This is a genomic window from Ensifer sp. 2TAB8 (genome assembly GCF_052115125.1).
Lineage (GTDB): Bacteria > Pseudomonadota > Alphaproteobacteria > Rhizobiales > Rhizobiaceae > Ensifer.
The window spans coordinates 55,644-82,115 of record NZ_JBFRGB010000012.1 but is presented as its reverse complement, the minus strand read 5'-3'; the positions used below and the strand labels follow the sequence as shown (position 1 = coordinate 82,115).

The 26,472-nt window shown below is 60.3% G+C and carries 29 protein-coding genes and 3 pseudogenes; 15 read left to right on the top strand and 17 right to left on the bottom strand.

Annotated features, from left to right (window positions below; translation table 11 throughout):
• The 8 genes and pseudogenes from AB4Z53_RS20060 to AB4Z53_RS20025 all read right to left on the bottom strand — a co-directional run.
• Nucleotides 1-936 carry an ABC transporter substrate-binding protein gene (locus AB4Z53_RS20060; RefSeq protein ID WP_441597445.1) on the bottom strand — a complete coding sequence of 312 codons (936 nt, stop codon included), beginning with the start codon at nucleotides 934-936 and terminating at the stop codon, nucleotides 1-3.
• 67 nt (nucleotides 937-1,003) lie between these two features.
• Nucleotides 1,004-1,948 (bottom strand): ABC transporter substrate-binding protein, encoded by a 945-nt coding sequence (locus tag AB4Z53_RS20055; RefSeq protein ID WP_441597444.1) that lies wholly within the window; start codon nucleotides 1,946-1,948, stop codon nucleotides 1,004-1,006.
• A 71-nt stretch (nucleotides 1,949-2,019) separates the two neighbouring features.
• A complete protein-coding gene (locus AB4Z53_RS20050; RefSeq protein ID WP_441597443.1) occupies nucleotides 2,020-3,795 on the bottom strand; it encodes an amino acid ABC transporter permease/ATP-binding protein in 1,776 nt (591 codons plus the stop codon).
• Between the two features lie 42 nt (nucleotides 3,796-3,837).
• A complete protein-coding gene (locus tag AB4Z53_RS20045; RefSeq protein WP_441597442.1) occupies nucleotides 3,838-4,401 on the bottom strand; it encodes a GNAT family N-acetyltransferase in 564 nt (187 codons plus the stop codon).
• Between the two features lie 10 nt (nucleotides 4,402-4,411).
• A complete protein-coding gene (locus AB4Z53_RS20040; RefSeq protein ID WP_441597441.1) occupies nucleotides 4,412-5,599 on the bottom strand; it encodes a M20 aminoacylase family protein in 1,188 nt (395 codons plus the stop codon).
• A gap of 22 nt (nucleotides 5,600-5,621) precedes the next feature.
• A complete protein-coding gene (locus tag AB4Z53_RS20035; protein WP_441597440.1) occupies nucleotides 5,622-6,971 on the bottom strand; it encodes an LLM class flavin-dependent oxidoreductase in 1,350 nt (449 codons plus the stop codon).
• Nucleotides 6,972-6,992: 21 nt separating this feature from the next.
• A complete protein-coding gene (locus tag AB4Z53_RS20030; protein ID WP_441597439.1) occupies nucleotides 6,993-7,988 on the bottom strand; it encodes an MsnO8 family LLM class oxidoreductase in 996 nt (331 codons plus the stop codon).
• A 350-nt stretch (nucleotides 7,989-8,338) separates the two neighbouring features.
• Nucleotides 8,339-8,473, bottom strand: a pseudogene (locus tag AB4Z53_RS20025) (amidohydrolase); the annotation flags it as partial.
• Nucleotides 8,474-8,718: 245 nt separating this feature from the next.
• On the opposite strand from AB4Z53_RS20025, the gene AB4Z53_RS20020 reads away from it, so the two are divergent.
• From AB4Z53_RS20020 to AB4Z53_RS19970, 11 genes are all read left to right on the top strand, one after another.
• Nucleotides 8,719-8,997, top strand: coding sequence for a type II toxin-antitoxin system RelE/ParE family toxin (locus tag AB4Z53_RS20020; protein ID WP_441597438.1), 279 nt, complete (start codon nucleotides 8,719-8,721; stop codon nucleotides 8,995-8,997).
• 30 nt (nucleotides 8,998-9,027) lie between these two features.
• Nucleotides 9,028-9,327: a HigA family addiction module antitoxin gene (locus tag AB4Z53_RS20015; RefSeq protein ID WP_441597437.1), complete on the top strand. Its 300-nt coding sequence runs from the start codon at nucleotides 9,028-9,030 to the stop codon at nucleotides 9,325-9,327.
• A gap of 297 nt (nucleotides 9,328-9,624) precedes the next feature.
• Complete coding sequence (locus tag AB4Z53_RS20010) at nucleotides 9,625-9,978, top strand: ArsR/SmtB family transcription factor (RefSeq protein WP_441597436.1); 354 nt, start codon at nucleotides 9,625-9,627, stop codon at nucleotides 9,976-9,978.
• Complete coding sequence (gene arsN2, locus AB4Z53_RS20005; RefSeq protein WP_441597435.1) at nucleotides 9,975-10,415, top strand: arsenic resistance N-acetyltransferase ArsN2; 441 nt, start codon at nucleotides 9,975-9,977, stop codon at nucleotides 10,413-10,415. The genes AB4Z53_RS20010 and arsN2 overlap by 4 nt, the downstream gene beginning before the upstream one ends.
• Before the next feature lie 15 nt (nucleotides 10,416-10,430).
• Complete coding sequence (locus tag AB4Z53_RS20000; RefSeq protein WP_441597434.1) at nucleotides 10,431-10,958, top strand: arsenate reductase ArsC; 528 nt, start codon at nucleotides 10,431-10,433, stop codon at nucleotides 10,956-10,958.
• Complete coding sequence (gene arsB / locus AB4Z53_RS19995) at nucleotides 10,958-12,016, top strand: ACR3 family arsenite efflux transporter (RefSeq protein WP_441597433.1); 1,059 nt, start codon at nucleotides 10,958-10,960, stop codon at nucleotides 12,014-12,016. The genes AB4Z53_RS20000 and arsB overlap by 1 nt, the downstream gene beginning before the upstream one ends.
• Before the next feature lie 2 nt (nucleotides 12,017-12,018).
• Entirely contained in the window at nucleotides 12,019-12,441 is a 423-nt protein-coding gene (gene arsC, locus AB4Z53_RS19990) for an arsenate reductase (glutaredoxin) (protein WP_441597432.1), read from the top strand.
• The gene (gene arsH, locus AB4Z53_RS19985) at nucleotides 12,416-13,144 is read left to right on the top strand and encodes an arsenical resistance protein ArsH (RefSeq protein ID WP_441597559.1); all 729 of its coding nucleotides are present in this window, start codon (nucleotides 12,416-12,418) and stop codon (nucleotides 13,142-13,144) included. Before arsC ends, arsH begins: the two co-directional genes overlap by 26 nt.
• A gap of 236 nt (nucleotides 13,145-13,380) precedes the next feature.
• Entirely contained in the window at nucleotides 13,381-13,608 is a 228-nt protein-coding gene (locus AB4Z53_RS19980) for a GDCCVxC domain-containing (seleno)protein (protein ID WP_441597558.1), read from the top strand.
• A 107-nt stretch (nucleotides 13,609-13,715) separates the two neighbouring features.
• The gene (locus tag AB4Z53_RS19975) at nucleotides 13,716-13,907 is read left to right on the top strand and encodes a DUF6494 family protein (RefSeq protein ID WP_060583661.1); all 192 of its coding nucleotides are present in this window, start codon (nucleotides 13,716-13,718) and stop codon (nucleotides 13,905-13,907) included.
• A 259-nt stretch (nucleotides 13,908-14,166) separates the two neighbouring features.
• Nucleotides 14,167-14,937, top strand: coding sequence for an SDR family NAD(P)-dependent oxidoreductase (locus AB4Z53_RS19970; protein WP_441597431.1), 771 nt, complete (start codon nucleotides 14,167-14,169; stop codon nucleotides 14,935-14,937).
• A 55-nt stretch (nucleotides 14,938-14,992) separates the two neighbouring features.
• On the opposite strand, the pseudogene AB4Z53_RS19965 reads toward AB4Z53_RS19970, so the two are convergent.
• From AB4Z53_RS19965 to AB4Z53_RS19955, 3 genes and pseudogenes are all read right to left on the bottom strand, one after another.
• Nucleotides 14,993-15,779 (bottom strand): annotated as a pseudogene (locus AB4Z53_RS19965) (sulfite exporter TauE/SafE family protein).
• A gap of 56 nt (nucleotides 15,780-15,835) precedes the next feature.
• A pseudogene (gene arsK, locus AB4Z53_RS19960) lies at nucleotides 15,836-17,037 on the bottom strand (arsenite efflux MFS transporter ArsK).
• A 13-nt stretch (nucleotides 17,038-17,050) separates the two neighbouring features.
• The gene (locus AB4Z53_RS19955; RefSeq protein ID WP_441597430.1) at nucleotides 17,051-17,392 is read right to left on the bottom strand and encodes an ArsR/SmtB family transcription factor; all 342 of its coding nucleotides are present in this window, start codon (nucleotides 17,390-17,392) and stop codon (nucleotides 17,051-17,053) included.
• Between the two features lie 43 nt (nucleotides 17,393-17,435).
• Between AB4Z53_RS19955 and AB4Z53_RS19950 the strand changes: the two genes are divergently transcribed.
• Nucleotides 17,436-17,957 (top strand): DUF6428 family protein, encoded by a 522-nt coding sequence (locus tag AB4Z53_RS19950; RefSeq protein WP_441597429.1) that lies wholly within the window; start codon nucleotides 17,436-17,438, stop codon nucleotides 17,955-17,957.
• 181 nt (nucleotides 17,958-18,138) lie between these two features.
• Here the strand turns inward: AB4Z53_RS19950 and AB4Z53_RS19945 are convergent, their stop codons facing one another.
• Nucleotides 18,139-19,050 (bottom strand): HNH endonuclease, encoded by a 912-nt coding sequence (locus AB4Z53_RS19945; protein ID WP_441597427.1) that lies wholly within the window; start codon nucleotides 19,048-19,050, stop codon nucleotides 18,139-18,141.
• Nucleotides 19,051-19,193: 143 nt separating this feature from the next.
• On the opposite strand from AB4Z53_RS19945, the gene AB4Z53_RS19940 reads away from it, so the two are divergent.
• The 3 genes from AB4Z53_RS19940 to AB4Z53_RS19930 are packed head-to-tail and all read left to right on the top strand — an operon-like array spanning nucleotide 19,194 to nucleotide 20,583.
• A complete protein-coding gene (locus AB4Z53_RS19940) occupies nucleotides 19,194-19,853 on the top strand; it encodes a hypothetical protein (RefSeq protein ID WP_441597565.1) in 660 nt (219 codons plus the stop codon).
• A 57-nt stretch (nucleotides 19,854-19,910) separates the two neighbouring features.
• The gene (locus tag AB4Z53_RS19935; RefSeq protein WP_441597557.1) at nucleotides 19,911-20,270 is read left to right on the top strand and encodes a type II toxin-antitoxin system RelE/ParE family toxin; all 360 of its coding nucleotides are present in this window, start codon (nucleotides 19,911-19,913) and stop codon (nucleotides 20,268-20,270) included.
• Entirely contained in the window at nucleotides 20,260-20,583 is a 324-nt protein-coding gene (locus tag AB4Z53_RS19930; protein ID WP_441597425.1) for a helix-turn-helix domain-containing protein, read from the top strand. Before AB4Z53_RS19935 ends, AB4Z53_RS19930 begins: the two co-directional genes overlap by 11 nt.
• 447 nt (nucleotides 20,584-21,030) lie before the next feature.
• On the opposite strand, the gene AB4Z53_RS19925 is transcribed toward AB4Z53_RS19930, so the two are convergent.
• The 5 genes from AB4Z53_RS19925 to pdxR all read right to left on the bottom strand — a co-directional run bounded on the left by AB4Z53_RS19925 (nucleotide 21,031) and on the right by pdxR (nucleotide 26,312).
• Nucleotides 21,031-21,387 carry a nitrile hydratase accessory protein gene (locus tag AB4Z53_RS19925; RefSeq protein ID WP_291164218.1) on the bottom strand — a complete coding sequence of 119 codons (357 nt, stop codon included), beginning with the start codon at nucleotides 21,385-21,387 and terminating at the stop codon, nucleotides 21,031-21,033.
• A complete protein-coding gene (gene nthB / locus AB4Z53_RS19920) occupies nucleotides 21,374-22,030 on the bottom strand; it encodes a nitrile hydratase subunit beta (RefSeq protein ID WP_441597423.1) in 657 nt (218 codons plus the stop codon). Before nthB ends, AB4Z53_RS19925 begins: the two co-directional genes overlap by 14 nt.
• Nucleotides 22,030-22,677, bottom strand: a complete 648-nt coding sequence (gene nthA / locus AB4Z53_RS19915; RefSeq protein WP_441597421.1) for a nitrile hydratase subunit alpha — start codon at nucleotides 22,675-22,677, stop codon at nucleotides 22,030-22,032. Before nthA ends, nthB begins: the two co-directional genes overlap by 1 nt.
• A 405-nt stretch (nucleotides 22,678-23,082) precedes the next feature.
• Nucleotides 23,083-24,171: a nucleotidyltransferase family protein gene (locus AB4Z53_RS19910; RefSeq protein ID WP_441597419.1), complete on the bottom strand. Its 1,089-nt coding sequence runs from the start codon at nucleotides 24,169-24,171 to the stop codon at nucleotides 23,083-23,085.
• Between the two features lie 689 nt (nucleotides 24,172-24,860).
• The gene (pdxR, locus tag AB4Z53_RS19905; RefSeq protein WP_441597556.1) at nucleotides 24,861-26,312 is read right to left on the bottom strand and encodes a MocR-like pyridoxine biosynthesis transcription factor PdxR; all 1,452 of its coding nucleotides are present in this window, start codon (nucleotides 26,310-26,312) and stop codon (nucleotides 24,861-24,863) included.
• Between the last annotated feature and the right edge of the window lie 160 nt (nucleotides 26,313-26,472).

Sequence of the window (26,472 nt, the reverse complement as noted above, 5' to 3'; positions counted from 1 at the left end):
TTAGAATTTCGGAAGGCCGGGTGGATTGGTCTCGGATTTCGGCAAGGCCTCCTCCTGGAGGTGCCAGCGTTCCAGTACCTTGCCGTAGGTGCCGTCCTCGATCAGGCCATTGGTGGCGATCGTCAGAGCGTTGGCGAGCCCGCTGCCCTTGCGTGTGGTGATCGCCACGTCAGAACGCTCCGGCCAACCAGCGCTCAAGGTCCCGACACGCTTGATGTTGTTGTCGCGGGCGGCGATGAAGACGAGTTGCGCATGCGGCTGAACAATGACGTCGGCCCGCCCGGAGGCAAGCGCCACGAGGCTCGTCGCCTCATCGTCATAGTATTGCAATTCCAACGGTTTCAATCCCGCGGCGACATTCTCGTCGCTCCATTTGAGCAGGATGCGCTCCTGGTTGGTGCCGGCGCCGACGATGATCCTGAGACCCGCGGCATCCTTCGGCTCCTTGATCGAAGTGATACCGCTATCGGATTTGACGAAGAAACCATGCAACCCCTGGCGATAGGTCGAGAAATCGAACTTTTCCTTGCGCAGTTCGGTGACACCGACATTTGAGATCACGGCATCGTACTTGCCGGAGGTCAGCCCAAGCGGCCAGTCGATCCAGGCGACGGGAACGAGTTCGAGCTCGAGGCCAAGGCTGTTGGCAACTGCACCGGCATATTCCGGATCCGCGCCAATCACCGTGCGTGCGTCGGTCGCATAGGTGGCAAGCGGCGGCCCGCCCGGACTGACGGCAACCGTGAATTTGCCTGGGGTCACGAACTTGAAGTCCGTGGGGATGGCCGCGACCGCGGTTTCATTGCGAACGGCATGGACCCGACCGGGCTGTTCGGGGCTGAGATCAAAGCCGGTATCGGCCTGCGCCGACCCGACATGAAGAAGAGCTGCCGCAGCGGCGGCGAGAAGAGTGCGAAGGCGGGGCGTGCCGTTCATACTGTAGGTCTCCGGATGAGTGCGGAAGCTGGACCGGCGGCGACGCCGCCGATCCGCTGAGGTCGGATCAGGAACCGCTCTTCGGCAAGCCTGGCGGGTTGGTCTGAGCCGCGTCGACAGCCTCGGCGCCGAGGCTCCAGCGCTTCAGCACTTCGCCGTATTTGCCGCTCTTGATGAGATCGTTGAGCGCGATGGTGACGGCGTCGGCAAGGCCCGCTCCTTTTCGCGTCGTGACGGCGATTTCGGCGGTGAGCGGCCAGCCACCGCTGGCGATACCCACCACCTTGGTGTCGTTCTTGATCGAAGCGGCATAGGCTCTCGTCGCGTTGGGATTGAACTCAACATCGGCACGGCCGGATTGAAGCGCCAGGTCGCCGGCGGCGCGATCGTCGTAGTACTGCACCTCAATCGGCTTCAGCCCGGCGGCGACGTTCTGCCGGTCCCACTCCAGGATGATCTTCTCCTGGTTGGTGCCGGCACCGGTGATCACCTTGAGCCCTGCAACGTCCTTCGGTTCCTTGATCTCGTTGATCTTGCTATCGGACTTGACGAAGAAACCGAGCACGTCCTTGCGGTAAGTGGAGAAATCGAACTTCTCCTTGCGTTCCTCTGTCACCGTGACGTTGCTGATGACAGCATCGTACTTGCCGGAGCTGACGCCGAGCGGCCAGTCCGCCCAGGCGACGGGAACAAGCTCCAGCTCAAGCCCGAAGGAGTCGGCAAGCAGCGAAGCGATATCCGGATCGGCGCCGACCACGGTCTTGGAGTCGGAGGCATAGGTCGCAATCGGCGGATCCCACGGGTTGACGGCGACGGTGAACTTGCCGGGGTTCACGAACTTGAAGTCGGGAGCGATCGCCGTGACCGCCGCCTCGTTCTTTTCGGCGCGAATGCGGTTGGAGGTATCGGGGCTGAGGTCGAACTTTTCCTCAGCATTGGCCGTGGCGATACCGAGCGTCGCAGCTGTGACGACGCCGGCAAGCAGCAACTTCGCAGTGTCAAGCATTCTCATTTTCTACTCCTTTTCAATCCTTGGTTGACTATTTCGACAAGGCTCGTCTGTGGGATAGGCAGCCAGGGTCTTCAAAGAACGCGCGCTAAAAATTCGCGGGTGCGCTGATGTTTCGCATGAGTGAAGATCTCGGCCGGCGGACCTGCTTCCAGTACCCGGCCCGCCTCCATGAAGACCACGGTGTCGGCAACCTCCCGGGCAAAGCCGACTTCATGGGTGACAATCACCAGCGTCGTGCCGGTTCGCGACAGTTCCTTGATCACATCCAGCACTTCGCCGACGAGTTCCGGATCAAGTGCGGAGGTCGGCTCGTCGAAGAGCAGCACGTTCGGTTTGAGGGCCAAGGCACGGGCGATCGCGACGCGCTGTTGCTGCCCGCCCGAGAGCTGGCGCGGATAGGCATTGATCTTGTCGCTCAAACCGATGCGAGCGAGCAGTTCCTGGGCGATGCGCACCGCCTCGTCTCGCCCGAGGCCGCGCACGTGCAGCGGCGCCTCAATCAGGTTTTCGAGAACGGTCAAGTGTGGGAAAAGATTGAAGTTCTGGAACACCATGCCGATATTGGCGCGACGCTTCAGGATGTCCTTTTCCTTGAGCTCGTAGAGGGTGTCGCCCTTCTGGCTGTAGCCGACGAGTTCATCGTCGATCGAGATGAAGCCGTCGTCGACGCGTTCGAGATGATTGATCGTTCGAAGCAGCGTGGACTTACCCGAACCGGAGGGACCGAGAATGGCGGTGACGCTGCCTGCCCTAAGGTTCAGCTCGACGTCATCCAGAACCTTGAGAGATCCGAAACTCTTGGAGATGCCATGCACATGCACGGCACCGCCGGAGCGGAAGGCCTGCGCGTCGCGAAAGCCGGCCTTAACCACGGCAGTGGTCTGGGGAGCGACATCCGGCAACGGTTGGCGGAAACGTGCGATCAGCGCCTGGAACGGCAGGGGCACCGGATTGCGGACAGCCCCTTTTGAAAAATAGCGCTCGATGTAGTGCTGGGCAATCGAGAGCCCGGTCATGATAACCAGGTACCAGACGGTCGCGACCATCAGCAGCGGGATGACTTCGAGATTGCGGCGGTAGATGACCTGGACCGTATAGAAGAGCTCGGGCAACGCCAGGACGTAGACCATCGACGTACTCTTCGCGAGACCGATGATCTCGTTGAAGCCCGTGGGCAGGATCGAGCGCATGGCCTGCGGGAGCACGATGCGAAAGGCCTGGCGGTGGCGAGGCAGGCCGAGAGCTGCTGCCGCCTCATGCTGTCCCTGATCGACGGCCAGTATGCCGCCGCGCACGATCTCGGCGAAGAAGGCAGCCTGGTTGAGGGTCAGCCCCAGGAAAGCCGCGGCAAAGGGGGTGAGAAGCTGCGTCGTCGGGTAGTTGAACCACACGGCGTCGGTAAATGGCACGCCGATGCTGATCGTCTCGTAGAGATAGCCGAGATTGTTGAGCACCAGCAGCAGCACGATCAGCGGGATGGAACGAAGAAGCCAGATGTAGCCGAAGGAAAGACCCGACAGCAGCGGCGACCTCGACACGCGGGCGAGCGCCAGCGCCGTTCCGAGCAGCGAGCCGGAGACGGTCGCAAGCGCCGTCAGAAGCAGGGTGCGGCCGAGGCCTGCCAGGACCGGTTCGGCAAAAAACCACTCCGCGAAGACCGACCATCCCCAGCGCGGATTGGTCAAGACTGAATAAAGCACGCCGGCAATGACGAGAGCCGCAAAGAGCGTCCCGAGCGCACGCCCCGGGTGGCGCGCCGGCACGATGCGGTAGTGGGCGTAGCCGGGGTTCGGCTCGCTGCTCCGCCTGGTGCCGGGCACGCCGGCGAGATCGGTCAGAACTGCCATGATGGATTCCTCTCCTGAAATCTGTTGAGGCGGCCGTTGGCGCTAGATGTGGTTCACGGCTTGGGGATTTGACCGAGGCGTTTCGCCGATGAGCTCGAGCGACACGAGGAGATGCGTGATGTCCTTCTCGAACGGCAGCGTCTTGTAGACCTCGGGATCGGCCTCGACGTCAAAGAGCGCGGCGTAGCCGTTCGCAAGGTAGAGGCCGACGGCTTCGGGCTGGCGAAATCCGGTCGTCAGATAAATGCGCGAATAGCCTTGCCGCGCCGCCTGCGCTTCGAGCTCAAGCAGTACCTTTCGCGCCAGGCCTTGGCGGCGCAAATCCGACCGCGTCCAGATGCGCTTGAACTCGGCGGTGCGGTCGTCGTAGTGCTTGAAGGCGCCGCCACCGATCGCTTGCCCGTCGCGGATCAACAGCACGAAGTTGCCATGCGGTGGCGCAAAAGCTTCCGGCGGATATCGATTCATCTCGGCGGCCGCCCCTTCTTCGCTGAAGTAGGTGCCGTAGCGGCTGTCATACTCAAAAATAAGTTCGTCGATCAGCGGCTTGGCGCTCGGATTGAGGGGTGTGGTGTAGAGAAACGTGTCGCTCATGTCTTTCGCCATCCCGTGGTCGTCATGCGAGGAAGGTTTCCACCAACCGAACCCAGTAGCGGGCGGCCGGTGCGATGATCGCGTCGTTGAAATCGTATTGAGCACTGTGGAGGGACGCGCTGTCGCCGTTGCCGACGAAGGCGTAGTTGCCGGCCTTCTCCTCCAGGAAGAATGCGAAGTCCTCACTGGCGGTGCGCGGCCTGAAGTCGGCGACGACCGCCTGGGGGCCAAGAGCCTGGAGCGCCGCGTTGCGGGCGAAGGCCGTTTCGTCCGGGTGGTTGACCAGCGCCGGAAAGCCCAGCCGGTAGTCGACATTCGCGGTGGCACCGAAGCTTTCGGCCTGTGCCCACGCCAGTGCCTGGACACGCTCCCCGAGCAGACGCCGGACATCGCCATTGAAGGCGCGCAAGGTCAGCTTCAGCGAAACGCTCTCGGGAATGACGTTCGATGCCTGGCCGCCGTGAATGGAGCCGACCGTGACGACGGCCATGTCCTGCGGATCAACATTGCGCGACACCAGGCTTTGCAACGCGGTGATCAGCGATGCCGTCGCCAGCACCGGGTCGACGGTCAGATGCGGCTCGGCCCCATGTCCCCCCTTGCCGACGATGGTGATGTTTGCCTGATCGACAGAGGCCATGGCCGGCCCGGAGACGAAGCCGAAACGGCCGGCCGTCACACCCGGCCAGTTGTGCAGGCCGAAAACGGCGTCCACGGGGAAGCGTTCGAACAGGCCCTCCGACAGCATCTTGCGGGCCCCGGCGCCGATTTCCTCGGCCGGCTGGAAGATCAGCCTCAACGTGCCGTCGAACCGCCCCTCGGTCGCGAGAAACCGGGCAGCGGCGAGCAGGATCGCCGTATGCCCATCATGGCCGCAGGCGTGCATGACGCCCTTGTGGCGGCTGGCATAGGCTAGCCCGGTCGCTTCCTCGATCGGCAGCGCGTCCATGTCCGCGCGCAGGCCGATCGCCTTCTCTCCTTGTCCGCGCCGGAGCGTGGCAACGATACCGGTTCCGGCGATACCGCGGCTGACCTCATAACCCCAGGAGGCGAGCAGATCACCGACCACGCTGCTGGTACGCTTTTCCTGGAAAGCGAGTTCCGGGTGCTGGTGCAGGTCGCGCCTTATCGCGACGAGCTCGTCGATGAAGGTGGCAAGGCCTCGTTCGACCGCGGCAGATCTCTGGGTATCGGTGAGGATGAGGTTCATGGGCCCGTCTCCGCCGACGCCGTCAGGCCCCGACGGCCCTTCCGCGCGCGACATCCGCTGCCGGGGCGGCGTAACGACTCTCGCGATAAAAGAGCCCCAGATGTTCGCGCAGTGTTTCGCCTTCGAGCTTGGGCCTGAAATAGCCACGACGTTCCAGGATCGGCAGCACATACGCGGCGAAATCGGCGAGACCTTCGGCAATCACCGGGAAGCCGAGGATGAAGCCGTCGGCAGCATCCTCGTCGATCCAGCGGATGATTTCCTCGGCGATATGTTCGGCCGTGCCAATGAAGGCAGTTCTCGGCGTTGCGACATCGAGTGCGATCTCGCGCAGGGTCGCTCCAGTTTCGCGCGCCGTCTTCTTGATGCGGTCGGTCGTCGCCCGAAAACTGTTCTTGCCGATATCCCCGATATCCGGAAACGGCGCGTCCAGCGGATAGGCGCTGAAGTCGTGATGATCGAAGAAGCGACCGAGATAGAGCAACGCCTCCTCGATCGTCACGAGATCGCGGATTGCGCGGTACTTGGCCTCCGCCTCCTCGGCCGTAGCCCCGACGATCGGGCCAATGCCCGGGAAGATGCCGATCTCGGCGGCGCGGCGACCCTGCGCCACAGCACTTTGCTTGACCTGCTTGTAGAATGTCTTGGCGTCCTCGATCGGGCCGCCATTGGTGAACACGGCATCCGCATGCTTGCCCGCAAGCCGGACGCCGGAATCGGATGCGCCTGCCTGAAACACCACCGGCTGTCCCTGCCTGGAGCGCTCGATGTTGAGCGGCCCCTCGATCCGGAAGAACCGTCCCTTGTGGTTGAGCCGACGGAGCTTCGTCTTGTCGGCGTAAACGCCGGTTGCCCGGTCACGCACGAAAGCGTCGTCGTCCCAACTGTCCCAGAGCCCCTTGATCGCATCGAGATACTCGTCGGCGATCTCGTAACGCAGCTCATGTTCCGGATGTTCGCGTCCGTAGTTGCGACCGGACCCTTCGAGCGGCGATGTCACTGCATTCCAACCGGCGCGGCCGCCGCTGATGAGGTCGAGCGAGGCAAACTGGCGGGCGATCGTGAACGGGTCGCTGTAGGAGGTCGAAACCGTGCCGACGAGACCGATCTTCGAAGTCGAAGCGGCGAGCGCCGACAGGATGGTTAGCGGCTCGAAGCGGTTGAGGAAATGCGGGATCGACTGTTCGTTGATGTAGAGGCCGTCGGCAACGAAGGCGAAGGCGATGCCGGCGGCCTCCGCCTTTCGCGCCGTTTCGACGAAGAAGTCGAAGTTGACGCTTGCGTCCGCCGGGCCGCTTGGATGCTTCCAGGCGTTCATGTGCCCGCCCGGCCCTTGCAGCATGATACCGAAAGTCACGTTCTTCTTGGTCATGACAGATCCTTCCCGGAAAATTCAGGCGGCGAGAGAAAGCCGTTCGCGCGCGATGAGTTCGATCGAGGCGAGGCGCTCGCTGGCGCTGACGGCGGGGGTGTCGATGACGAATTCCTTGATGCCGTAGCGTCGGTGCAGATCATCGAGTTCCTGGCGAACCCGCCGCGCAGTACCGGTGAGCACGCTCGGCGTCTTCTCCTCGACGCGGAAGTCGGCGATTCCGGCCTGCCGGGCGAATTCGGCAGCTTGCTCCTCGCTTCCGACATTGACGCTCTGGCCATTTGCAAGCAGCACCTTGAAGATTTTCAGGTCTGCGACGCGCTCGCGCGCCCGCTGGTCGCTTTCGGCCGCGAAAGCTGCGAGAGCAAGGAGCGGCCGCTCGCCGTTCGTTGCGCGGTCATAGGCGTCGAAGGTTCGTTGCAGATTGTCCGGGTCGCCGTTGAGATGACCGGCAAAGACAAGCTTCCAGCCCTTTTCGGCAGCAAGCAATGCGCTGTCGACGCTCGCTCCCAGCAAGAAACGGCCCGGCGCGACGGGCGGTAGCGGCGTCGCCAACAGCTCCGAAGCCGAGCCGCCTTCTGCCAGCAAATAGCGATTGAGATCAGCTAGTTGCTCGGGAAAGCTCGGCCGCAAAGCCGGATCAACACCGACCTGCAACGCTTTGGTGGAGAACGGAAAACCACCAGGCGCCTTGCCGACGCCGAGATCGACACGGGACGGCGCGAGACTGGCAAGCAGGTTGAAGGTCTCGGCGACCTTGTAGGCACTGTAGTGCTGCAGCATGACGCCACCAGAGCCGATGCGGATTTTCGACGTATTGGCGAGGAGGTACGCGATCAGGATTTCCGGCGCAGAGCTCGCAAGGCCGGCAATGTTGTGGTGCTCCGCGACCCAGAAGCGGTGGTAGCCCCATTCTTCAGCCTTGGCAGCAAGGTTGGCCGTCGCATGCAGCGCTTGTGTCGGCGTGCCTCCAGGATCGACCGGACTCTTGTCGAGAAGGCTCAGCAGATAGGGCATGGTTTGCAGTTCCACCACGGTTGATGACATCAATACATTAAATACATAATTTTTATAGATTATAGAAATGACGTTCTCTTTGGCTGCCCGAAACGAGAAAAGCTGTTGCTCCCATCACGCCCCAGGACACACTTTTCGCTGTCCTGGAAGCCACCTCTGCCAGGCGCTATCGAACCATAACATCTTTCGGCATGCCGCCAGGACTGACGGGAGCATGGCGAAGACGACCGGCGTTGGATCTGCAAGGCGCTGCTTCACTAGGTTCAACGTCTTGAACCCGTTTGGCATGCGACTCCCGCGATCTGATCGGAAAGCATAGTTTTCGCCGCGCAAGCGGCTGTCCGGCGCCCTCACCCCAGTTCGTTGGGGATAGCCCGCATGAAGACCTTGGCGCCGATGCTGATCAGATCATCGGGAAAATCATAGTCCGGATTATGCAGCCGCGCATGGTTCTCGCCGGCCCCCAGGAAGAACATCGCCGAGGGTCGGGGTCGCCGGCACCGAGAACGCGGCCGTGCTCGTCTTCGCCGGCGGAGACCATCCTCCAGCAAAACCGGTGATCTGAGCACTTTTGAAATAGTGTCCTACGGCTTGAAGGGATCTGAACCGGAGATCGACCACGTTCAGATCGCGTAAACAGGAACGCGATTGCGAATCTGTATCGTGCAATGATACATGTTGGTTGACTTTCACCAGTATCACCATATGATACAAACATTAAGAGCCAGGCGTGATCAGGTCATTTAAGGATGCGAGAACTGAAGCCATTGCCCACGGCAAAGCGCCGAAAGGCTTTCCTTCAGACATCGTGGGGTCGGCCGTTCGCAAACTGACAATCCTGAACAGCGCTGCAGCTCTTGAGGACCTGCGTTCTCCTCCCGGCAATCGACTAGAAGCGCTTAAGGGGAATAGAGAAGGCCAACATTCGATCCGGATCAATGATCAGTGGCGCATATGCTTTGTATGGACTGATGCCGGTATCGAGGACGTTGTAGTTGACTACCATTGAAGGCCAAGCGTGGCAGACAGGGAGCTTGAGATGACCGATATCCTTCCGCCGATCCATCCGGGCGAAGTCCTCCGCGAGGAGTACCTGCTTCCTCTCAACATGAGTGCAGGTGCACTCGCGAAAAAGCTCAATGTTCCACGCACCCGCATCGAACGTCTTGCAGCAGAGCAAACACCGGTAACGACAGATACCGCCCTGCGCCTCGCCAAGTATTTCCGGACAACACCGGAATTTTGGATGAACATGCAGACCAGCTTCAACCTCAAGACGGAGGAAGTAGCGCTCCATGGCGAACTGGAGTTGATTCCGGAAATCGATAGGGCAGCATAGTCGGAAGTGCGGCATCTTCCAGTCGATACATTATGCGATAATTTTGGCCCAAAAAGTGAACATCACAGCAACGCGCCGTGCAAGGCTCTTGGGAGCACGATTCTGTCCGCCCCTAAGGCGACGTCCACGCTTAGGTCTGTGAACGGCAGCATTGCGCGCCCATGTCGGCCGTGGAGCCCAACTTGGCCACTGCCCCAAAAGCAGACGTTTGGCTGGACGACTTAATTTGCGCCAGAGAAGACATCGAAAAGAATAGCCGCCTGTTGACAAAGGCGTCATATCCATTAGTCTGGATATATGGATAACAACGAAGCAATCGCGGCACTTGCCGCACTCGCCCAGACCACCCGGCTTGAGACGTTTCGACTTCTCGTTCGGCACGAGCCTGATGGCGTTCCTGCCGGCGAACTCGCCCGCCTTCTCGACGTGCCGCAAAACACCATGTCGGCACACCTCGCGACGCTATCGCGCGCAGGCCTCGTGACAAGCGAACGTCAGAGCCGTTCGATCATCTACCGGGCAGACCTCCAGGGACTGCGCGGCCTGACCCTCTTCTTGCTTAAAGACTGCTGCGGCGGATCGGCGGAACTCTGTGCGCCGCTCATCGCAGAACTCACGCCCTGCTGTGCTCCCGAGGTGAAGCCGTCATGAGCGACATCAGGCTGGAGCCAGTTCCGGGGAGCGATCCCAACCTGAAACTGGCGCTGTCGGCTTCCGGTCTTCCAACCGAAGACCTCGAAGACGCTGGGCGCTCGTTTTTCAGGGCGGTTTCCTCCGATGGCGGCACGGTTGGCTACGCTGGCATCGAGGCGTGCGGCGACGATGTGCTTGTCAGGTCGATGGTCATCTTGCCCGAGCATCGTGGCAAGGCGCTTGGAAAATCGCTGACCAGGGAAACGCTGAAGGCCGTCAATGTCAGCTCTACAGTCTTCCTGGCGACGACCTCCGCCACGCCTTTCTTTGAAAGCCTTGGCTTCGTTGTGATCGAGCGGGCAGATGTGCCGCACGCCGTTCTCGCGACCCGTCAGCTGTCGGGCATCTGCCCGGCATCGGCCACGATCATGAAACTCAACAGACCTCCGACGTAACCACGGATCAGAACCATGACCGACAAGACTTACAACGTGCTCTTTTTGTGCACGGGCAACTCCGCACGTTCTATTCTCGCCGAATCCATCCTCAACAAGGAAGGCGGCGGGCGCTTCCGGGCCTTCTCCGCGGGCAGCCAGCCCAAGGGCGAAGTCAATCCGCATGCGCTGAACGAACTCGAAGCCCTCGGCTATTCTGCGACTGGCTTCTCGTCGAAGAGCTGGGAACTCTTTGCCGAACCAGGCGCGCCTGAGATGGATTTCATCTTCACTGTCTGCGACAGCGCCCACGGCGAGGCCTGCCCGGTCTGGATCGGTCATCCGGTGACCGCGCATTGGGGTGTCGAGGACCCGGCGGCCGTTGTCGGTTCCGAGGTCGAAATCCAGCGCGCCTTTGCGACGGCCGCCCGTTTCCTCAAGAACCGGATCATGGCCTTTATCAGTCTTCCGCTGGCATCGATCGACCGCCTGGCGCTCGAAACGAAGCTCAGCCAGATCGGTGCGATGGAAGGCTCGACGATAATCCAAGGAAAGTCCGCCTGATGTCTACCTTCGAGCGCTACCTCACCATCTGGGTCTTCCTCTGTATTGTCGTCGGCGTCGCCCTCGGCCATCTGATGCCCGGAGTTTTCCAGGTCATCGGCGCGGCGGAGGTCGCGAAGGTGAACCTGCCAGTCGCCATCCTGATCTGGCTGATGATCATCCCGATGCTCATCAAGATCGACTTCCGCTCGTTGGCGCAGGTCAGCACGTACTGGCGCGGTATCGGCGTGACCCTGTTCATCAACTGGGCCATCAAACCGTTCTCCATGGCGTTGCTCGGATGGCTCTTTATCGGATGGCTGTTCCGTCCTTATCTGCCGGCTGATCAGATCGACTCCTACATTGCTGGCCTTATCATCCTTGCGGCTGCGCCCTGTACCGCGATGGTGTTCGTCTGGAGCAACCTGACGCGCGGCGAGCCGCTGTTCACGTTGTCCCAGGTAGCACTCAACGATGCGATCATGGTCGTCGCCTTCGCCCCAATCGTCGGACTGCTTCTCGGATTGTCGGCGATCACCGTACCGTGGGACACGCTCGTTCTGTCGGTCGTCCTTTATATAGTGGTCCCGGTCATCATCGCTCAGGTCCTAAGAAGGCGGCTGACCGCCGATGGCACGACGAAGGCGCTGGACGCCATGCTGGCGAAGCTGCAGCCGCTTTCGCTTGTGGCACTGCTGGCGACGCTCGTCCTTCTCTTCGGTTTCCAGGGCGAGCAGATCATCGCGCAGCCGACGATCATCGCACTGCTGGCCGTCCCGATCCTGATCCAGGTCTACTTCAACTCAGGCCTGGCCTACCTCCTGAACCGGATGTCGGGCGAGCGCCATTGCGTCGCCGGGCCTTCGGCGTTGATCGGGGCCAGCAACTTCTTCGAACTCGCGGTCGCCGCAGCCATCAGCCTATTCGGCTTTCAGTCCGGCGCGGCGCTGGCGACCGTCGTCGGCGTGCTCATCGAGGTTCCCGTGATGCTCACGGTCGTCTGGGCCGTGAACCACACCAAGGGCTGGTACGAGGCAGCACCCGCCGTATCCCGCAACACCATCACCGAAAGGACATGACAATGGACGTCACCATCTATCACAACCCCGCCTGCGGCACGTCCCGCAACACGCTGGAGATGATCCGCGCAGCCGGGATCGAACCGACCGTGATCGAGTATCTCAAGACACCGCCGGCGCGCGACGAGTTGGCAAGGATGATCTCTGACGCCGGGCTGACCGTCCGGCAGGCGATCCGCGAGAAAGGTACGCCTTATGCGGAATTGGGCCTCGACGATCCCAAGCTGACGGACGACCAGTTGCTCGACGCTATGTTGAAGGACCCGATCCTCATCAACCGTCCGTTCGTGGTCACGCCGCTCGGCACCAGGCTTGCACGACCCTCCGAGGCCGTGCTCGACATTCTGCCGGACGCCTTCAAGGGAGCCTTCTTCAAGGAAGATGGCGAGCAGGTGCTCGATCAGGAGGGCAAGCGCGTTGTCTGAGACCTTTCCCGCCTTGCAGGAGCGGCATCTTCATCAGCCTGACATCGACGCGTTGCGTCCAGCGTTTTCGACGCATAAGCCGCGCATCCTGATCCTCTACGGCTCGCTCCGGGAGGTTTCCTACAGCCGCCTGTTGGCGCACGAAGCCAGACGTCTGCTCGAGCGGTTGGGGTGCGAGGTGCGGATGTTCGATCCGAGGGGGCTCCCGCTTCCCGACGAGGCTCCGGTCAGCCATCCGAAAGTGCAGGAGCTGCGCGACCTGTCGCAATGGTCGGAAGGCCAGGTCTGGGTTAGCCCCGAGCGCCACGGCGCGATGACGGGCATCATGAAGGCCCAGATCGACTGGATTCCCCTGTCGCTGGGATCGATCCGGCCGACGCAAGGTAAGACGCTGGCGATCATGGAGGTGTCCGGTGGCAGCCAGTCCTTCAACGCCCTGAACCAGATGCGCGTGCTCGGCCGCTGGATGCGGATGATCACGATCCCCAACCAGTCGTCCGTCGCCAAGGCCTACCAGGAGTTCGACGCCGACGGCAGGATGAAGCCGTCGTCCTACTACGACCGTGTTGTCGACGTCTGCGAGGAATTGGTGAAGTTCACGCTGCTGACACGGGACGCCTCGGTTCACCTGACCGACCGCTACAGCGAGCGGAAGGAGCATGCGGCCGAGTTGGAGAAGCGGGTGTCACTGAGGTCGATTTAGTCAAAGGCCATCGGCAATGTTCCGATAGCGGTCATCTTGCAATCGCAATGGCCGCTATTTGGCCAAACCGAACCAACGCCTTGTCCGCTTATGGCGGCCCATTGCAGCCTTTCGAAAGACTTACCTAGCGCCCATGACGCAAAACTATGCACGAGGCGATATTTCCAATAGGCTATTTAGCAATGGATGGCGGGCGTCATCTGAAAGCATCCGTTGCCGAGGCACAAAGAGTGACCATACAGCTTCGATCAACCCTCACCTGTCCGAATTGCGGCCAGCGGGCTACGGAAACGATGCCCACCGACGCCTGTCAGTTTTTCTATGATTGCAATGGATGCGGTACGATGCTCCGGCCAAAATCCGGGGACTGCTGTGTGTTCTGTTCCTTTGGCGACGTGCCTTGCCCGCCAATCCAGGAGGCCAAACATAACAACGGAGCCGCAAGTTGTTGCGTCGGTTACTAACGTGGGATGAGAGGCAAGGCTGACATCCCTATTGGACTATGCCGGCGCATTCCGGGCGATAGACAAGCGCCCACGCTGCTCCCTCACGGACGCCGAGGAGTTCCACGATGAGCGAAGACGCCTTCAACATGTCGATCCGCAAGTTCCTGAAAGAAGTCGGTGTCACCTCGCAGCGTAAGATCGAAGAGGCGGTGCGCGAGGGGCAGTTCGGCGGCGAGAAGCTGAAGGTGCGCATGACGCTGACGGCGGAGGGCACCGGTCTCAACCACGTGGTGAACGGTGAGATCGAACTTCCATAGGTCTGGCGAAGCATAGATCGAAACGCCCAGGCCGATACTCATCAATGAGACCAAGATCGGTCAGGCATCGCGCCCGCACTGAGCCGGAAGCTTCAATCTCCCCACCGAGCCAAGCCTACAGCCCGCGCACCACTGCCCCAAGGTCGTTCTCGACGAGCGTGACGTTGGTCGGACGGACTTCGTGTGCGCGACATGAGCAGAACAACTGGCAACCGCACGCCGACGCTGCAATAATTGAGCTTCATCGAGGGAGGCAATGATGCGGAAAAGTGCGCCGGATTTCAGCCTTGAGGGCAAGGTGACTTTGGTAACTGGCGCGAGCCGTGGCATTGGACGTGCTTGCGCACTTGCCTGTGCTGCAGCAGGCTCAGATATTGTCTTGGGGGTCCGCGATGTCGCAGCATCAGCGGGCCTGATCGCCGAACTCGAGGGCGCGGGACGAAAGGTTCTCCCCGTTGAACTGGACATTCCCAACAAGGCCCATATCGCGCAAGCCGTCGACGCGGCGGTTTCTGCATTCGGTCGGATCGACGTCCTTGTCAACAATGTCGGAGTGGCCCCGGGCAATCTCGCGGAACTCGTTGAGGAGAAGGATCTTGACGCGATACTCGATGTCAACATCAAGGGCACCTTCCTGATGACACAGGCAGTGGGCCGTCACATGATCGCGCGAAATGGTGGCCGGATCATCAGTATTAGCTCACAGGCCGGTACGGTCGCACTGCGCGGAGAGGCAATCTATTGCATGAGCAAGGCGGCAATTAATCACCTCACGCGCTGCCTTGCAGCCGAATGGGCACGCTATAATGTCACCGTAAACACCGTGTCGCCGACGTTCATCCACACGGATGGTACAGCGCCGTTTCTATCCGATGCCGAAAATCGCAAAGCGACGGTCGATCACATTCCACTCGGCCGGATCGGGGAAACCGATGATGTGGTGGGTGCCGTAGTCTTCCTTGCATCGCCGGTTGCGAGCCTGATCACCGGCGCGAACCTGCTGGTGGACGGCGGATGGTCCGTCGCTTGAGGCCACGGGGCCGAACTCGAAAAGCGCGTCAAATTGATCTAGGGAAGAAATGCTATCAGCCGTGCCGCCAGACCTTCATGGCTTGACAGCAACAAGATCACGGCGAGTGCGGGAAGGAGGATCGAATTCGGGACAATACCGAGGAGTAGGCCGCCGACAAACGTCCCCACCACCGATCCCGCGGCCATGATGAGGACGAACACCCTGTTGCGACCCAGAACCGAAAAGCTCTGGTCGCGGCTGTAGCGGGTAAAGCCTACGAGCATTGTGGGAAGGCTCACCGCCAGTGAAAGGCTCCCGGCGAGCTTTATGTCCGCGCCGAAGAGCAGAATAAGTGTCGGAATGAGCAATTCGCCTCCGGCGACGCCCAGTAGCGAGGCGACGATGCCGATCACGAAGCCGGCGGATATTCCGGCGACAATCTGCCAGTTTCCGGTCAGAAGCGGTTGCCCCGCCGAGGTGCCGTGGCCAAGCACCAGCACGACGGCGATCGCGACAAGAAGAACGGATATCACCCTGTAGAGGGTCTCCGATTTCAACCGTGTGGCCCATCCTGCGCCGAACCAGGCACGGTTCAGTACGATCGGCCAATTCGATGCGATCTGACTGAAAGGGATCGTGCCTGCTCGAAAAGGCAGGGCGGAGGACACGACGACAAGGCTCATTGCCTTGTTCAGGATCACCGCCTCGAGGGCCGCAAAATTGAATGCGCCGATGAGCAGCGGCAGACGGAATTCCGCCCCTCCAAGCCCTATCAACCCGCCGAGTGCGCCGATGGTAGCACCGCCGCCGAAAGCGGCCGGATGACTGCGTGACGTCGTGGATTTGATCGGAGTGTTCACGGAGGCTCGGCTTTCATGGCGGTGATCCGCGGACCCTTATGTACGCTCTTGCATTATCAGGCAACGCGGTCGCGACGCACCGATGAGGCGACAGCCACGAACGCCAGGATTCCAAGCGTACCCAGCGCGGCGATCACGAAAAGCGAGATGGTTGTCCCGAAGTGGTTCATAGCGGCCGCGAACGCAAACGGGGCGGCCGCGCCAGTCGCCAACCTTGCCGCAGCCATCCTGCCCGTGATCGCGCCGTAGCCAGAGGACCCGAAGAGATAGAGCGGGAGGCTCCCCTGAGCGATGCTGTTGATCCCTGACCCAAGGCCAAGACAGATGGCGAAAGCCACCGCACCGGGCAGCCAATCACCTGACACCCCGAGTATTACCGCACCGGCGACCATGAGAGCGGCAGAGACAATCGCAAGCGCGGGCGGTGACAGGCTCTTTCCGAAGACCATGTTGATCAGGCGGCTCATGACCTGGGCCGGACCGAACAAGGAGCCGATCACGACCGCCGCACTGCCTAGTCCGATCGCGCCGAGCATCGGCACCATGTGGGCAAGGATCGCGGCGAGGGTGAAGCCCGAAAGAGAGAAGGCAAAGGAGACCAGCAGCATGCCACGGCGACGCGCCTGGGGTTCGAGAGCGCCGACAACGACCTCGCGGGTTCTTGTCTCGTCCGTCTTGGAACTCAGCCTTCCGGCACGCATGATCCAGTAGTGTAGGGGCATGCAGACGATAAGGTTCAGGACGGCGAACACCAGATAGATTTCCCGCCAGGTCAGATATCCGGTCAGTGTCGCGGCGATCGGCCAGAAGATGGTGGAGGCAAAGCCGCCGATGAGTGTCAGATAGGTGATGCTGCGGGACGCCGTGCGAGGTTCGCTTTCGACCAGTGTTGCGAAGGCTGCCTGATACTGGACCATCCCGGAGGACACTTCGAGGAGGACAATCGCAAGGGCGAAGAGCGACACAGACGGCGACCATGCACACAGCGCCAGCGTGAACGCCGCAAGGGCGGACCCCAGCGTCATCACCGTCGCCGCGCCGATCTTGTCCATGTGCCTGCCGATGAACGGGGCAGACAGACCACCGATGAACAGCGAGGCCGAGAATATGGCGAAGACCCGCTCCAGGCTGATGCCGAGGTCCTTGGCCATTCCGGGGGCGACCTGAATGAGTAGTAGAGGGTGCCGTAGCCGATGATCTGCGTGACACCGAGAGCGAAGACGATGCCCGCCGGAACCTTGATGGTTTGCAATGACATATTTCTCGGCCGTCTATGCTTCGCTTGAACAGCAACTAGCAGATCGCTCGACGGACCCACGGATGCCGGGATGCCCCGCGCAGCAGTCTTCCATTAGGAACGTCACCAGGTCGGCCAGTGTGTCGTAGCTTGCGCTATAGACGATCGAGCGCGACTCCCGGCGCTGGGAGATGAGACCGGAGCGCTCGAGTTCCTTGAGGTGGAACGAGACGTTTGATGGAGAGACGCCCATACGTTCGGCAATCGCGCCGGCGGCCAGACCTTCAGGGCCGGCGACCACCAGGGTCCTCACGATGGAAAGTCGGGTCTCCTGCGAAAGCGCGGCGAAGGAAGAGAGGGCTTGACGATCATCCATATTTTAATAATCCTTGAATTATTGAAATCGAGGATAACCGCAAATGAGCACGATCGACAATAGCCAATCCGACAAACCCGATATCTCGCTTGGGGAGTTGCTCGGCAGAGCCGCAGAGACACCGGACCTGCCCTTGGTCTTCCTGTATGACGGAAAGCCCGTGAAGCCCGGCTATCACGTGACAGAGGTCAAGGCTGGCCAGTTCTCCGCGCTTGATTGCGGGGCAAATCCGGAAGCCTGGTCGGAGATTTTCGTGCAGCTGTGGGACATCGAGGAGGGCGAGCGGACCCATATGACAGCCGGGAAGTTCACAGCCATCGTCCGCAAAATTTCCGAACACCTCCGCCTCGACGGCTCTGCCAAGCTGACCTTCGAAGTCAGCGATGGCGTCCGGCCGATGCAGTTGTTCTGCGCGAACGCTCCTATCAGGGAAGACGGCGCTCTCCATGTCGCGTTGACGCCGCGTCCCGCGAGTTGCAAGCCTCGGGACCGTTGGCTTGCAGAGCGAACGTCCACCGAGAACCCATGCTGCGGCCCTTCGGCGGACAGGAAGTGTTGCCCTTAGTCAAGCCATGTACGCTTGGGGTGTCATTTCGGGACCTTGGCGTCAAGAAGTTCGGTGTCCGCTTGTCGTGTTGGATGTCCTAGCGGCGGACAGTCCGATTCCGGCCCCTAAGCGGACTTTCAAACCCTCGCCTTGACCCGATCCGAACCGTCGGCGACGTTTATGGTGTTCTGCACCAGCTTTACTGCTTGAAACAATTCTCGCGATGCCAGCGCAGAAAATGTGGATGCGGCCTCTCGAATGCCCGCGTCGGCACGATCGCCCGCCCGGTCTTGTTGATCAGCCCTTGAATGCTGTCTGGATCGTTGGCATGTCTCGAAACCAGGATGTCAAGGTCATCGGAAAGGCTGATCATGCCGCGATCAAACATCCAATGCGCGGTGCCTGACAGGGCGATGCCATTGGTCAGGATATCAGGCCCATTAGCCTCAACCGGCCGTATGTGCGCTGCATCGACTTCGGCGCGTCCCCCGCCGTTGATGAGCTTCAAGCCAGTGATTGCACAGCGTTTGTCGTAGGCCTGAACGACAAGGCGGCGAAACAGACGGTCACGAACAATCCGGGACGTGAGCTGTGTGACGCGATCGCGCTCCTGCTCGAGCACGAACGGCGCTTGGGCGCCTTCACCAAATCCTTCAACGGAGATCCTGGCGTCCAATTCTCCGGTCCGAGGCAACTCTGGCACTTGCTCATCTAGCCCAATGCCCACAATGCGATTGAAGTCCGCGCTTGAAATGGGCCTTACCGCCGACTGCGCCCTGCCCGATATCCGCCCCTCCTCGTTCAGGAGGCCGCGCTCAACCACACCGTCGGCTCCGCTGAATGGAACCGCATTGATGAAGTCGAGATAGCTACCCGGTTCGATGAGCGCGAGATACATGCCCGGTGCCTTCGGGTCTGGGATGACCTCGGCCACCTTGGCAACAGCGAAGTAGCCTCGAGTGGCCACGATCTTGCGCGGTTCGTAGTAGATGATCCAATCGCCAAGGCAGGCTCGCACCCTTCCAAGATATTGGCTTGGAAACTGGTACTGTTCTGCCGGGCTGTCGTCGTAGATCGAATCTGAGCGATGAATGAAGACCCCGAATCCCATGATTGACGCTTAGCACAGCCTCAGCGTTTGCCGATACGATTTCACACGCATCTCTAAGTCGAATTTAGAGTTCGTTTACTACATGGCCTTAGCAGGCCACGCCCCGGCACCCGTGCCGATCAGCGATACGAATTCTGGATCTCATGAAAACCCAATCTGCTTCATCACTTCATTTTCAGCGTAAGATTTCCGACTTCTGCGATGTCCGCATCGCGCCGCTTGTCTCCCGGCGGACACTAGAGAACATAAAGCCCTACCTCTCCAGCTTGATCCTTTACCGCAAATATCCGCCGACGCGGATGGGCCGTATCGACTGGCGATCCGTTTCTGATGCCTGCGGCTTGGAAGACGAGATGACCCCCGCTCTCAAAAAGGGCCTGCAATCCGGGCTCGAAGCGATCAGCCGCTGGATCGATCAGGAGCGACCGGTCGAGCACGACCGACCGATGCCTACACCGCCGATCGAAAGGGCCCGCAGCGCGACCCGCGAACCTGACGTGAAGGCGAGCAAATCTTCGAGCGCAGCACGACCAACACCGCCGACACAGCCGAAGACAAAGCCAGGTGGCCCACCACGGGCGATCGAGGAACATCCGACTCCTCTCTTCGATTGGACTGAAGACCCGTCAGGTTTAGACGTCCCTGCCACTCATATTCTGAAGCAGACCGGATCCTACGAGCAGGCAAGCTACGCCACCCAGGACACACCGGAGATGGTTGCCAGCCATTACGGCCGCTTCTTACCACAGGACAAGGCAGCGCTTGCTGCCAGGATTTTGAATCAGGTATGGGAAGCAGCATAGTCTCCCCAATTTTCCCCGACAACTTGATAGGTGTAGCACCCAGTGCTATATGAAGCGATGTCAGAACGGACTTTCAAAACGGCGTGGTTTTCCAAGGCAGCGAAGAAGGCGCGGATCTCCGACAAGGCCCTTTGCAAGGCGATTGAGCAAGTCGCACGCGGACAGGCTGACGATCTCGGTGGCGGCGTGTTCAAGAAGCGGCTCAACGATAACATGCACCGTTCGATCGTTCTGGCAAAAGCCGGTGAGTACTGGGTGTTCGCCTATCTGTTCGCGAAGAGGAAACGCGCAAACATCGATGACGACGAGTTCTTGGCTTTCCGGAAGCTCGCTGAACTCTATCGGCGCAAGACACAGGCCGAGCTTGATGCCGAAATCGGGACCGGCGCCCTATTGGAGATTTGCAATGGCGACTAAGCGCAAGTTCAAGAGCGATGCCTTTGAGGCGATCCATAGCGCCGTCGAAGACATGTATGCGGCAGGCACCATCGACAAGGAAACCATGAAGACCTTCGATGAGACTTGCCTGTCCATCCCACAGGAACTGACGCCGGGTGAGATCAAGACGCTGCGCGAGAATAATCATGTCAGCCAGCCAGTCTTCGCGCGCTACCTCAACACCAGTGAATCGACAGTGCAAAAGTGGGAGACGGGTGCGAAGCGGCCGAGCGGCCCCGCATTGAAGCTGCTCTCGATCGTCCGGAAACACGGTCTCGAGATGCTGTCTTAGAAGGACGCTGCGACGGAAGGTGCGCAGTTCCAGCCGATACATTATGCGATCATTTTGGCCCAGAGGGTACATTCTAATTTGAAGTGCGACATGCCAATGATTTCAATGGTTTCCCCTTGGAGATTTTGGCATGTCCCGACGCTATTCGCAGCTGAATCTGGCCGATCGACGCCGCCTCTACTTTACGGAAATTTACAAGACGCCCCCGGGGCTTAAATATGGCCAGAAAGAAAGCAACGCGGTCGGCGCATAACGAATGGTTGCGGGTTCGAGTCCTGCCGGGCCCACCAATACACCCCACCTATGTTTCACGGCCTCCGCGATGGATTTTCGCGAACCAGTTTACCAAGCGCGCTCGGGCACGGGTCCGTGTGCGGGTCAATAGGATCACCGCTTGGGCTTGCGGTACGAAGGTGACGGACATCTGTTAGGAGCAGGAGCGATTGGTCACAAGTCCCCATGCAGCACGACGGGCCGTCCGTGGGGCGTCCGCAAATATGCGCGCTCCCAGGCGTCTCGCCGCTGGATTAGTTCATTGCCGGAAATCGCGTGTACTTGATCGAGGAGACTTTCGAGCGCGGACAACACGGCACGATAGTAGGTCTCGGTGTCATCCGACTGTCCGGCGAGATGTGCCTCGCGCAACTTCGCTCCCAGTGTTTCAGACCAATGCGCTCCTGATATTACGCCCGAAGCAACCAACAAACTTGCCATCGCGGAAGCCTGAGCATGCCACGGCTCGGCGAAAGCCGGTTCGCCGTCCCTTTGCGTCAGGTGGGCCGTCCTGGGATCAGATTCGCTCAAGATAGCTCTCCCAGAGATCGACGAAAACTTGATCGCGGCTGTCGTGGGCTTCCGGCCACAACTCGGACGCGGCAAAGCCAACCGTGTAAAGGTGCTCGCCTCTGGGCGTTCCGGCGGCTGACGCATCCGGCAGTACATGGGCGCCGTGATGCGCAATTACGCTTCCACGCCTTCCCCGGGCATAGGACGGCAATCGCGTATGTCCGGGATGTCCCATGGATTTGCCGCGCACCGCATCGCCCGCGACGAACAACGGCGGCGCCTCGGAACCAAGCGCGTAGCTGCGCGCGGACTGGACGTAGGCGCGCGCCTCGTCCGCGGTTTCAGGCGGATAGCCAGGCTGGCGTACAAATGACGACCGGCCAGCATCGAGTTCCTCCAATGTAAGATAGCCGGCATCAATCATTTGGGCTGTAATCGTCACCACCCATTGATCGAAGTATGGCCGCGTCAAATATTCGGCCGGAACGATCAACTCGCGGCAATGCCTGAACCAATCAATCGACCAGTCCGCATCGCCAGCGGCAGCCTGGGCAAGACCGAAAGCTCGCATTTCCCAATCCGAACGGAAGGGACGCTCGTCATCCTTGCCTAAAATGGGGCCAAATCCTTCGCGCCCGCCAAGATCGTGAACGCCGTCCATCAGGCTGCCCTCCTGGTTGGAGAAAGATCCCTTTGCGTTCCGATCATAGAATTACGCGAGACCAGCTCCGCGAGCTGCTCTTCGCTCCAGGATTCCACACCGTTGGGCTGCTGCGGTATCACCAGATATCGTCTCTCCGACGTCGAGTCCCAGACCCGCACCTCGACAGTCGGGGGAATTTCCACGCCAAATTCCGACAAAACGGCACGCGGTTCGCGCACAGCGCGCGCCCTGTATTCGTTCGACTTGTACCACGCAGGCGGAATTCCCAGAATCGAGAATGGGTAGCAGGAACAAAGGGTGCAGACGACGAGATTGTGTATCTCTGATGTATTCTCAACCGCCTGCAGGTGACCCGTTCCGTGCCCAGCAAATCCGAACTGCTCGATTGCAGCGGTCGCATTTTCGAGAAGAGCCCTTTTGAACGACGGTTCTCTCCAGGCCCGCGCCACGACCTTCGCCCCGCGCTTGGGTCCGATCTCGTCGCGGTACATTTCGATCCAGGCGTCCATAGCAGCGGGATCGATCAGCCCCTTTTCCACGAGAAGGCTTTCGAGTGCTTTGGTTCTCAGCACGGACTCGGAGGGCAAGTGCTGATGCAGGTCGTGATGAATACTGGAAATGCGTCGCGAATCGAAGCTTGTCATCGCCTTGCTCCAGGAGCGTAGTCTGCCAAATCAACAAGCGACCCTACCATTTTGAGGCGGGTCGAGGCGTGAATGATCGAGCGGTTTTTCACCAAGGTCAAGCAATGTTGCACCGGCCATCACGAGGCAATCGTACCAAACCCAGGAAGGCGAAGGTCTCTGGTATTCGCTCACCACGTCGTTGTCGGGATAATTCGGCGAACCCCGCAAATTCCATTGGCCGCGTCTTGCCCTCATGAGCGCCATGACCAATTTCGCCAAGCAGTTCCTTGAAGGCCACGAGCATCTCCGCCCATCATCCTTCTTCTCGGAGCCGAGACTTTCTCGATTTCACCGAAATTTCAGAACTTGTTCGGGACATGAAGGGAAGAGGATGACTTATCTAACCTCCTCCTCCCAGCTTCGTCAGAACGGCGTGGTGATATCCTCACCGATCTGGATGGCACCGTAGGTGAGACTGTCTCTAAGGCGGTCCAGCCCCTCTGCCGTCATCATGCCAGCCCCTGCCCTGATGGCTTCCTGCCAGTGCGGTCCGCGCTCCCACGCCTCGTTGTAGACGAGGGCCAGGTCCGACGTCCGTCGTGTCTGCTGCAGGGCTTCGAATAGAAGCTCCGCTTGCCGGATATCCTTGTCGCGCTTTGCCGCCCCCTGCCCGTCAGTGTGCCGGCGACTGGCCACGATCAACTTATGGACTGCATATCGCTCAGGCGCTGGGACAGTCACCGGGACACCGGACTTGTGAAGCAGCATTGTCCGCACCGGATCGCGGATCAGGAAATCGAGGAAGCGGAGCGGGTCGGCGCTCGCACCTCCCAGCGCTGGCATCTTGGCGGGCTGGTCGAGGTAGTCGTCCGAGCCGCGGTTTGACGTCAAGAACTCCACACGGTAGCCGCTGGCCGTCTTGAATGCGGACGAGGCGGCGGCTCCGGATCGATGGAGCACGGGCGTGAACGTCGGATCCACCGACTGCAGCAGATCGATGATCGGGGGCAGAGTGTCCTTGACCTCTCGAGAGATGGCGTAGTCCTGGGCGATATCCGCATCGCCTGTCAGGAGGGCGGCCATGGGCAGGCGCACCCCGAGTATTCCTGCATAGGTCTGGAAGGCGACCGTGCCGATCAGGACGCCCCGGAGCCGGAAGAGGCCTGCAGCCGCCAGCGTCTCGACGATATCGCCCGTCATGGCGTCGGGCGCGATCATGCCGCCTTCGCGGGTGAGCGATGCCACCATGCGCCTGCGGGCGCGAAGGTCGTCTTTCTCCCTCTGATGAGTTTCGACCCGCTTGGCGATGTCCGGATCGTCCGCAGGACCGACATAGCGACGTGTCTTACCCCCCCTCCCATCCGGGATGTCGAAATACCAGTATTTGCGGTCCTTCACCTTAACAGGGGTGAACCTGCCTTCCGGTGGGAAGTCGGCCGTCCATGCGGCGTCGATCGAGCGCTGGCCCAGTTCGGCCAGCATCGTCTGGTACATGATATCTATCGACTTCACCGGCGGACCCCGTTATACCTTTTCCGTGGAAAGGAATAACGGGGTCCGTAGGAGGATGCAAGGGCTATGTCGCACGGACTGTCGGATGGACAGCGCGTTATACCGTTATTGCGAAAAGGTATAATATAGTGCCGCGTTGGCCGCAAGGACTGTCCGTACGATGTCAGTTCTGGGTAACAAGAGTCGCGATGGCCGCCTTGAGCTTCGCACAGTCTTCGGCTACCCCGCCCCAAGTCACTTTAATCCTTTGCCCAGGGAATGCTTGAGTTCTGGACTATGTTGACGCATGTGCGACAGCTCGTTGTCTCGGGCCCTCGTTCGACCGGACGCGGCGACTTGAAGCCGAGCGCGACGCTGAGACCTGGCAGCGGGACAAGCGCGATGTGGTCGAAGTGCCAGGGCTCTCGCCGCGCAGTGAGGGCATCCTGAAGCAACTCGATAGCTTACCGCAGGCCCAGAAGGCGCAGTTCGTGGAAGAGCTCGGTCGCAATCCCGAAGGTAGAGTTCATGTAGGGCCTGTAGCTCAATGGTTAGAGCCGTCGGCTAAGCAGTCTACTGAGGCGCGCGCAACCGCTGGCTGGGCAGTCAATCCAGGCGCCAGCCCACTCACTTCGAGCAGCAGCTTCTGGCGGACGGCGCTCGCAAGGTCCTCCGCCGTTCGCACGGGAATGCGCGCGTTCACGGCGCCGTTATGCCGCGTCCAAACAGCGCCTCAGCAGTCTCGTCGCGAATCCAATTTCATCCTCGGTCGATGCGGCGAAGCCGACAAGAAGTGCCTTTCGCGGCGACCTTCGGTTTGCATAGTAGTAAGATAGTTGTTCGACGCCGAGATTGTTGTGCCGGCAACGGATCAGGGCGGCATCCTCATCCAACGACTGATCCTTGTAATAGCAAAGATTGTAGAATCCCGATGCGAACTCGGGCGGCTCGAAGATATCGGCAAAATCGGACCTCAGGATTTGGAGAAGACAGTTCTGGCGCTTAGCGTAGATCCGGCGCATCCGGTGAAGATGACGCGCGTAATGACCGTCCTCGATTAGGCGGCCGACGATCTGTTCGGTGAATTGGGGTAATGCCCTGTAGCGAACCTGGATCAGCCGGCGGCATTTTTCCGCAAGCGCCCTTGGCATGATCATGTAGCCAACGCGAAGGGATTGCAGCAGCGTCATGCTGAAGGCGCCGATGTAGATGACCTGACCGGCCTGATCGAGCGCCTTCAGTGGTGGAATGGGACCACCTCGATAGCGAAACTCGCTGCCCAGATCGTCCTCGATGATCAGTGTCTCGCGGTCGGCCGCCCAATGCAGCAATTCCAGCTTTCGCTTCATCGGCATCGCAATGGTCATTGGCTGTTGCTTGGCGGCCGTGACGAAGGCGAGCTTGACTTCGCGGCTGGCGATGGTGTTCGGGTCAGGCCCCGACTGATCGACGTACATTGGCTCGATCTTGCAGCCGGACGACTGGAAGATCGATCGTATCGCCGCCATCCCGGGCTCTTCGAAAGCGACAGTATCGCCGCGGTCGAGCAGCAACTCGGCCAAAAGCGTGACGGCATGATGCGCCCCGAGCGTGGTCACCACTTCCTCTGGCTCGCATTGGATGCCGCGGCTCACGGCAATGTGCCGGGCAATCTGTTCTTCGAGCAGGGATGGACGCAGGATCTCGCGATAATTGACAATCCGGAAATCGCATTGCGCATAGACCTCCTTTGTCAACTGCGACCAGATTTGCACCGGAAACAGCCGGTGATCAGGGGTCGCCATGTGCAGAAGCTGCGACCCGTCATTGAGGGTCAGCGAGGTGCGCCATGTCAGCGCCTGCCCGCGCTGGGAAAGCAGCTTTTCGAAGCGATCGGGCGCCGTAGTACCGCTTTCGCAGGATGTGCCGGTCTTGCCCGATTGGCGTCGCGGGACTGTCTCCACATAGGTGCCGCTGCCGCGCACAGACTTGAGATAGCCTTCCGCAACAAGCTGGTCGAGCGCGGTCACCACAGTGAAACGGGACATGCCAAGACTTTCCGACAGGACCCGTGACGAGGGGATGCGCATCCCGCCAGGAAGCGCGCCCGACAGGATCATCCCCCGCAAGCCGTCATAGAGCTGGAGGTACAGAGGCCGTGCGCTGTCGGCTTCCAGTATCAATCCATCAAGGCTGAATCCGTCGATCGTGCGGGCGATATTGCGCCTCCATGCGGTGTGTCCCAGCCGTGACAAGTGGACTGGTCATTTTTGCGTTTTCTGGACATGTATACAGTACTCTTGCCGATTAATATCCATCCCGATCAAGCACAGGCGCCGTTGG

Coding starts and splice junctions, on each gene's coding strand:
- AB4Z53_RS20060 (WP_441597445.1), bottom strand. CDS start 936: ATGAACGGCACGCCCCGCCTTCGCACTCTTCTCGCCGCCGCTGCGGCA.
- AB4Z53_RS20055 (WP_441597444.1), bottom strand. CDS start 1,948: ATGAGAATGCTTGACACTGCGAAGTTGCTGCTTGCCGGCGTCGTCACA.
- AB4Z53_RS20050 (WP_441597443.1), bottom strand. CDS start 3,795: ATGGCAGTTCTGACCGATCTCGCCGGCGTGCCCGGCACCAGGCGGAGC.
- AB4Z53_RS20045 (WP_441597442.1), bottom strand. CDS start 4,401: ATGGCGAAAGACATGAGCGACACGTTTCTCTACACCACACCCCTCAAT.
- AB4Z53_RS20040 (WP_441597441.1), bottom strand. CDS start 5,599: ATGAACCTCATCCTCACCGATACCCAGAGATCTGCCGCGGTCGAACGA.
- AB4Z53_RS20035 (WP_441597440.1), bottom strand. CDS start 6,971: ATGACCAAGAAGAACGTGACTTTCGGTATCATGCTGCAAGGGCCGGGC.
- AB4Z53_RS20030 (WP_441597439.1), bottom strand. CDS start 7,988: ATGCCCTATCTGCTGAGCCTTCTCGACAAGAGTCCGGTCGATCCTGGA.
- AB4Z53_RS20015 (WP_441597437.1), top strand. CDS start 9,028: ATGACCGATATCCTTCCGCCGATCCATCCGGGCGAAGTCCTCCGCGAG.
- AB4Z53_RS20010 (WP_441597436.1), top strand. CDS start 9,625: ATGGATAACAACGAAGCAATCGCGGCACTTGCCGCACTCGCCCAGACC.
- arsN2 (WP_441597435.1), top strand. CDS start 9,975: ATGAGCGACATCAGGCTGGAGCCAGTTCCGGGGAGCGATCCCAACCTG.
- AB4Z53_RS20000 (WP_441597434.1), top strand. CDS start 10,431: ATGACCGACAAGACTTACAACGTGCTCTTTTTGTGCACGGGCAACTCC.
- arsB (WP_441597433.1), top strand. CDS start 10,958: ATGTCTACCTTCGAGCGCTACCTCACCATCTGGGTCTTCCTCTGTATT.
- arsC (WP_441597432.1), top strand. CDS start 12,019: ATGGACGTCACCATCTATCACAACCCCGCCTGCGGCACGTCCCGCAAC.
- AB4Z53_RS19975 (WP_060583661.1), top strand. CDS start 13,716: ATGAGCGAAGACGCCTTCAACATGTCGATCCGCAAGTTCCTGAAAGAA.
- AB4Z53_RS19970 (WP_441597431.1), top strand. CDS start 14,167: ATGCGGAAAAGTGCGCCGGATTTCAGCCTTGAGGGCAAGGTGACTTTG.
- AB4Z53_RS19955 (WP_441597430.1), bottom strand. CDS start 17,392: ATGGATGATCGTCAAGCCCTCTCTTCCTTCGCCGCGCTTTCGCAGGAG.
- AB4Z53_RS19950 (WP_441597429.1), top strand. CDS start 17,436: ATGAGCACGATCGACAATAGCCAATCCGACAAACCCGATATCTCGCTT.
- AB4Z53_RS19945 (WP_441597427.1), bottom strand. CDS start 19,050: ATGGGATTCGGGGTCTTCATTCATCGCTCAGATTCGATCTACGACGAC.
- AB4Z53_RS19940 (WP_441597565.1), top strand. CDS start 19,194: ATGAAAACCCAATCTGCTTCATCACTTCATTTTCAGCGTAAGATTTCC.
- AB4Z53_RS19935 (WP_441597557.1), top strand. CDS start 19,911: ATGTCAGAACGGACTTTCAAAACGGCGTGGTTTTCCAAGGCAGCGAAG.
- AB4Z53_RS19930 (WP_441597425.1), top strand. CDS start 20,260: ATGGCGACTAAGCGCAAGTTCAAGAGCGATGCCTTTGAGGCGATCCAT.
- nthB (WP_441597423.1), bottom strand. CDS start 22,030: ATGGACGGCGTTCACGATCTTGGCGGGCGCGAAGGATTTGGCCCCATT.
- nthA (WP_441597421.1), bottom strand. CDS start 22,677: ATGACAAGCTTCGATTCGCGACGCATTTCCAGTATTCATCACGACCTG.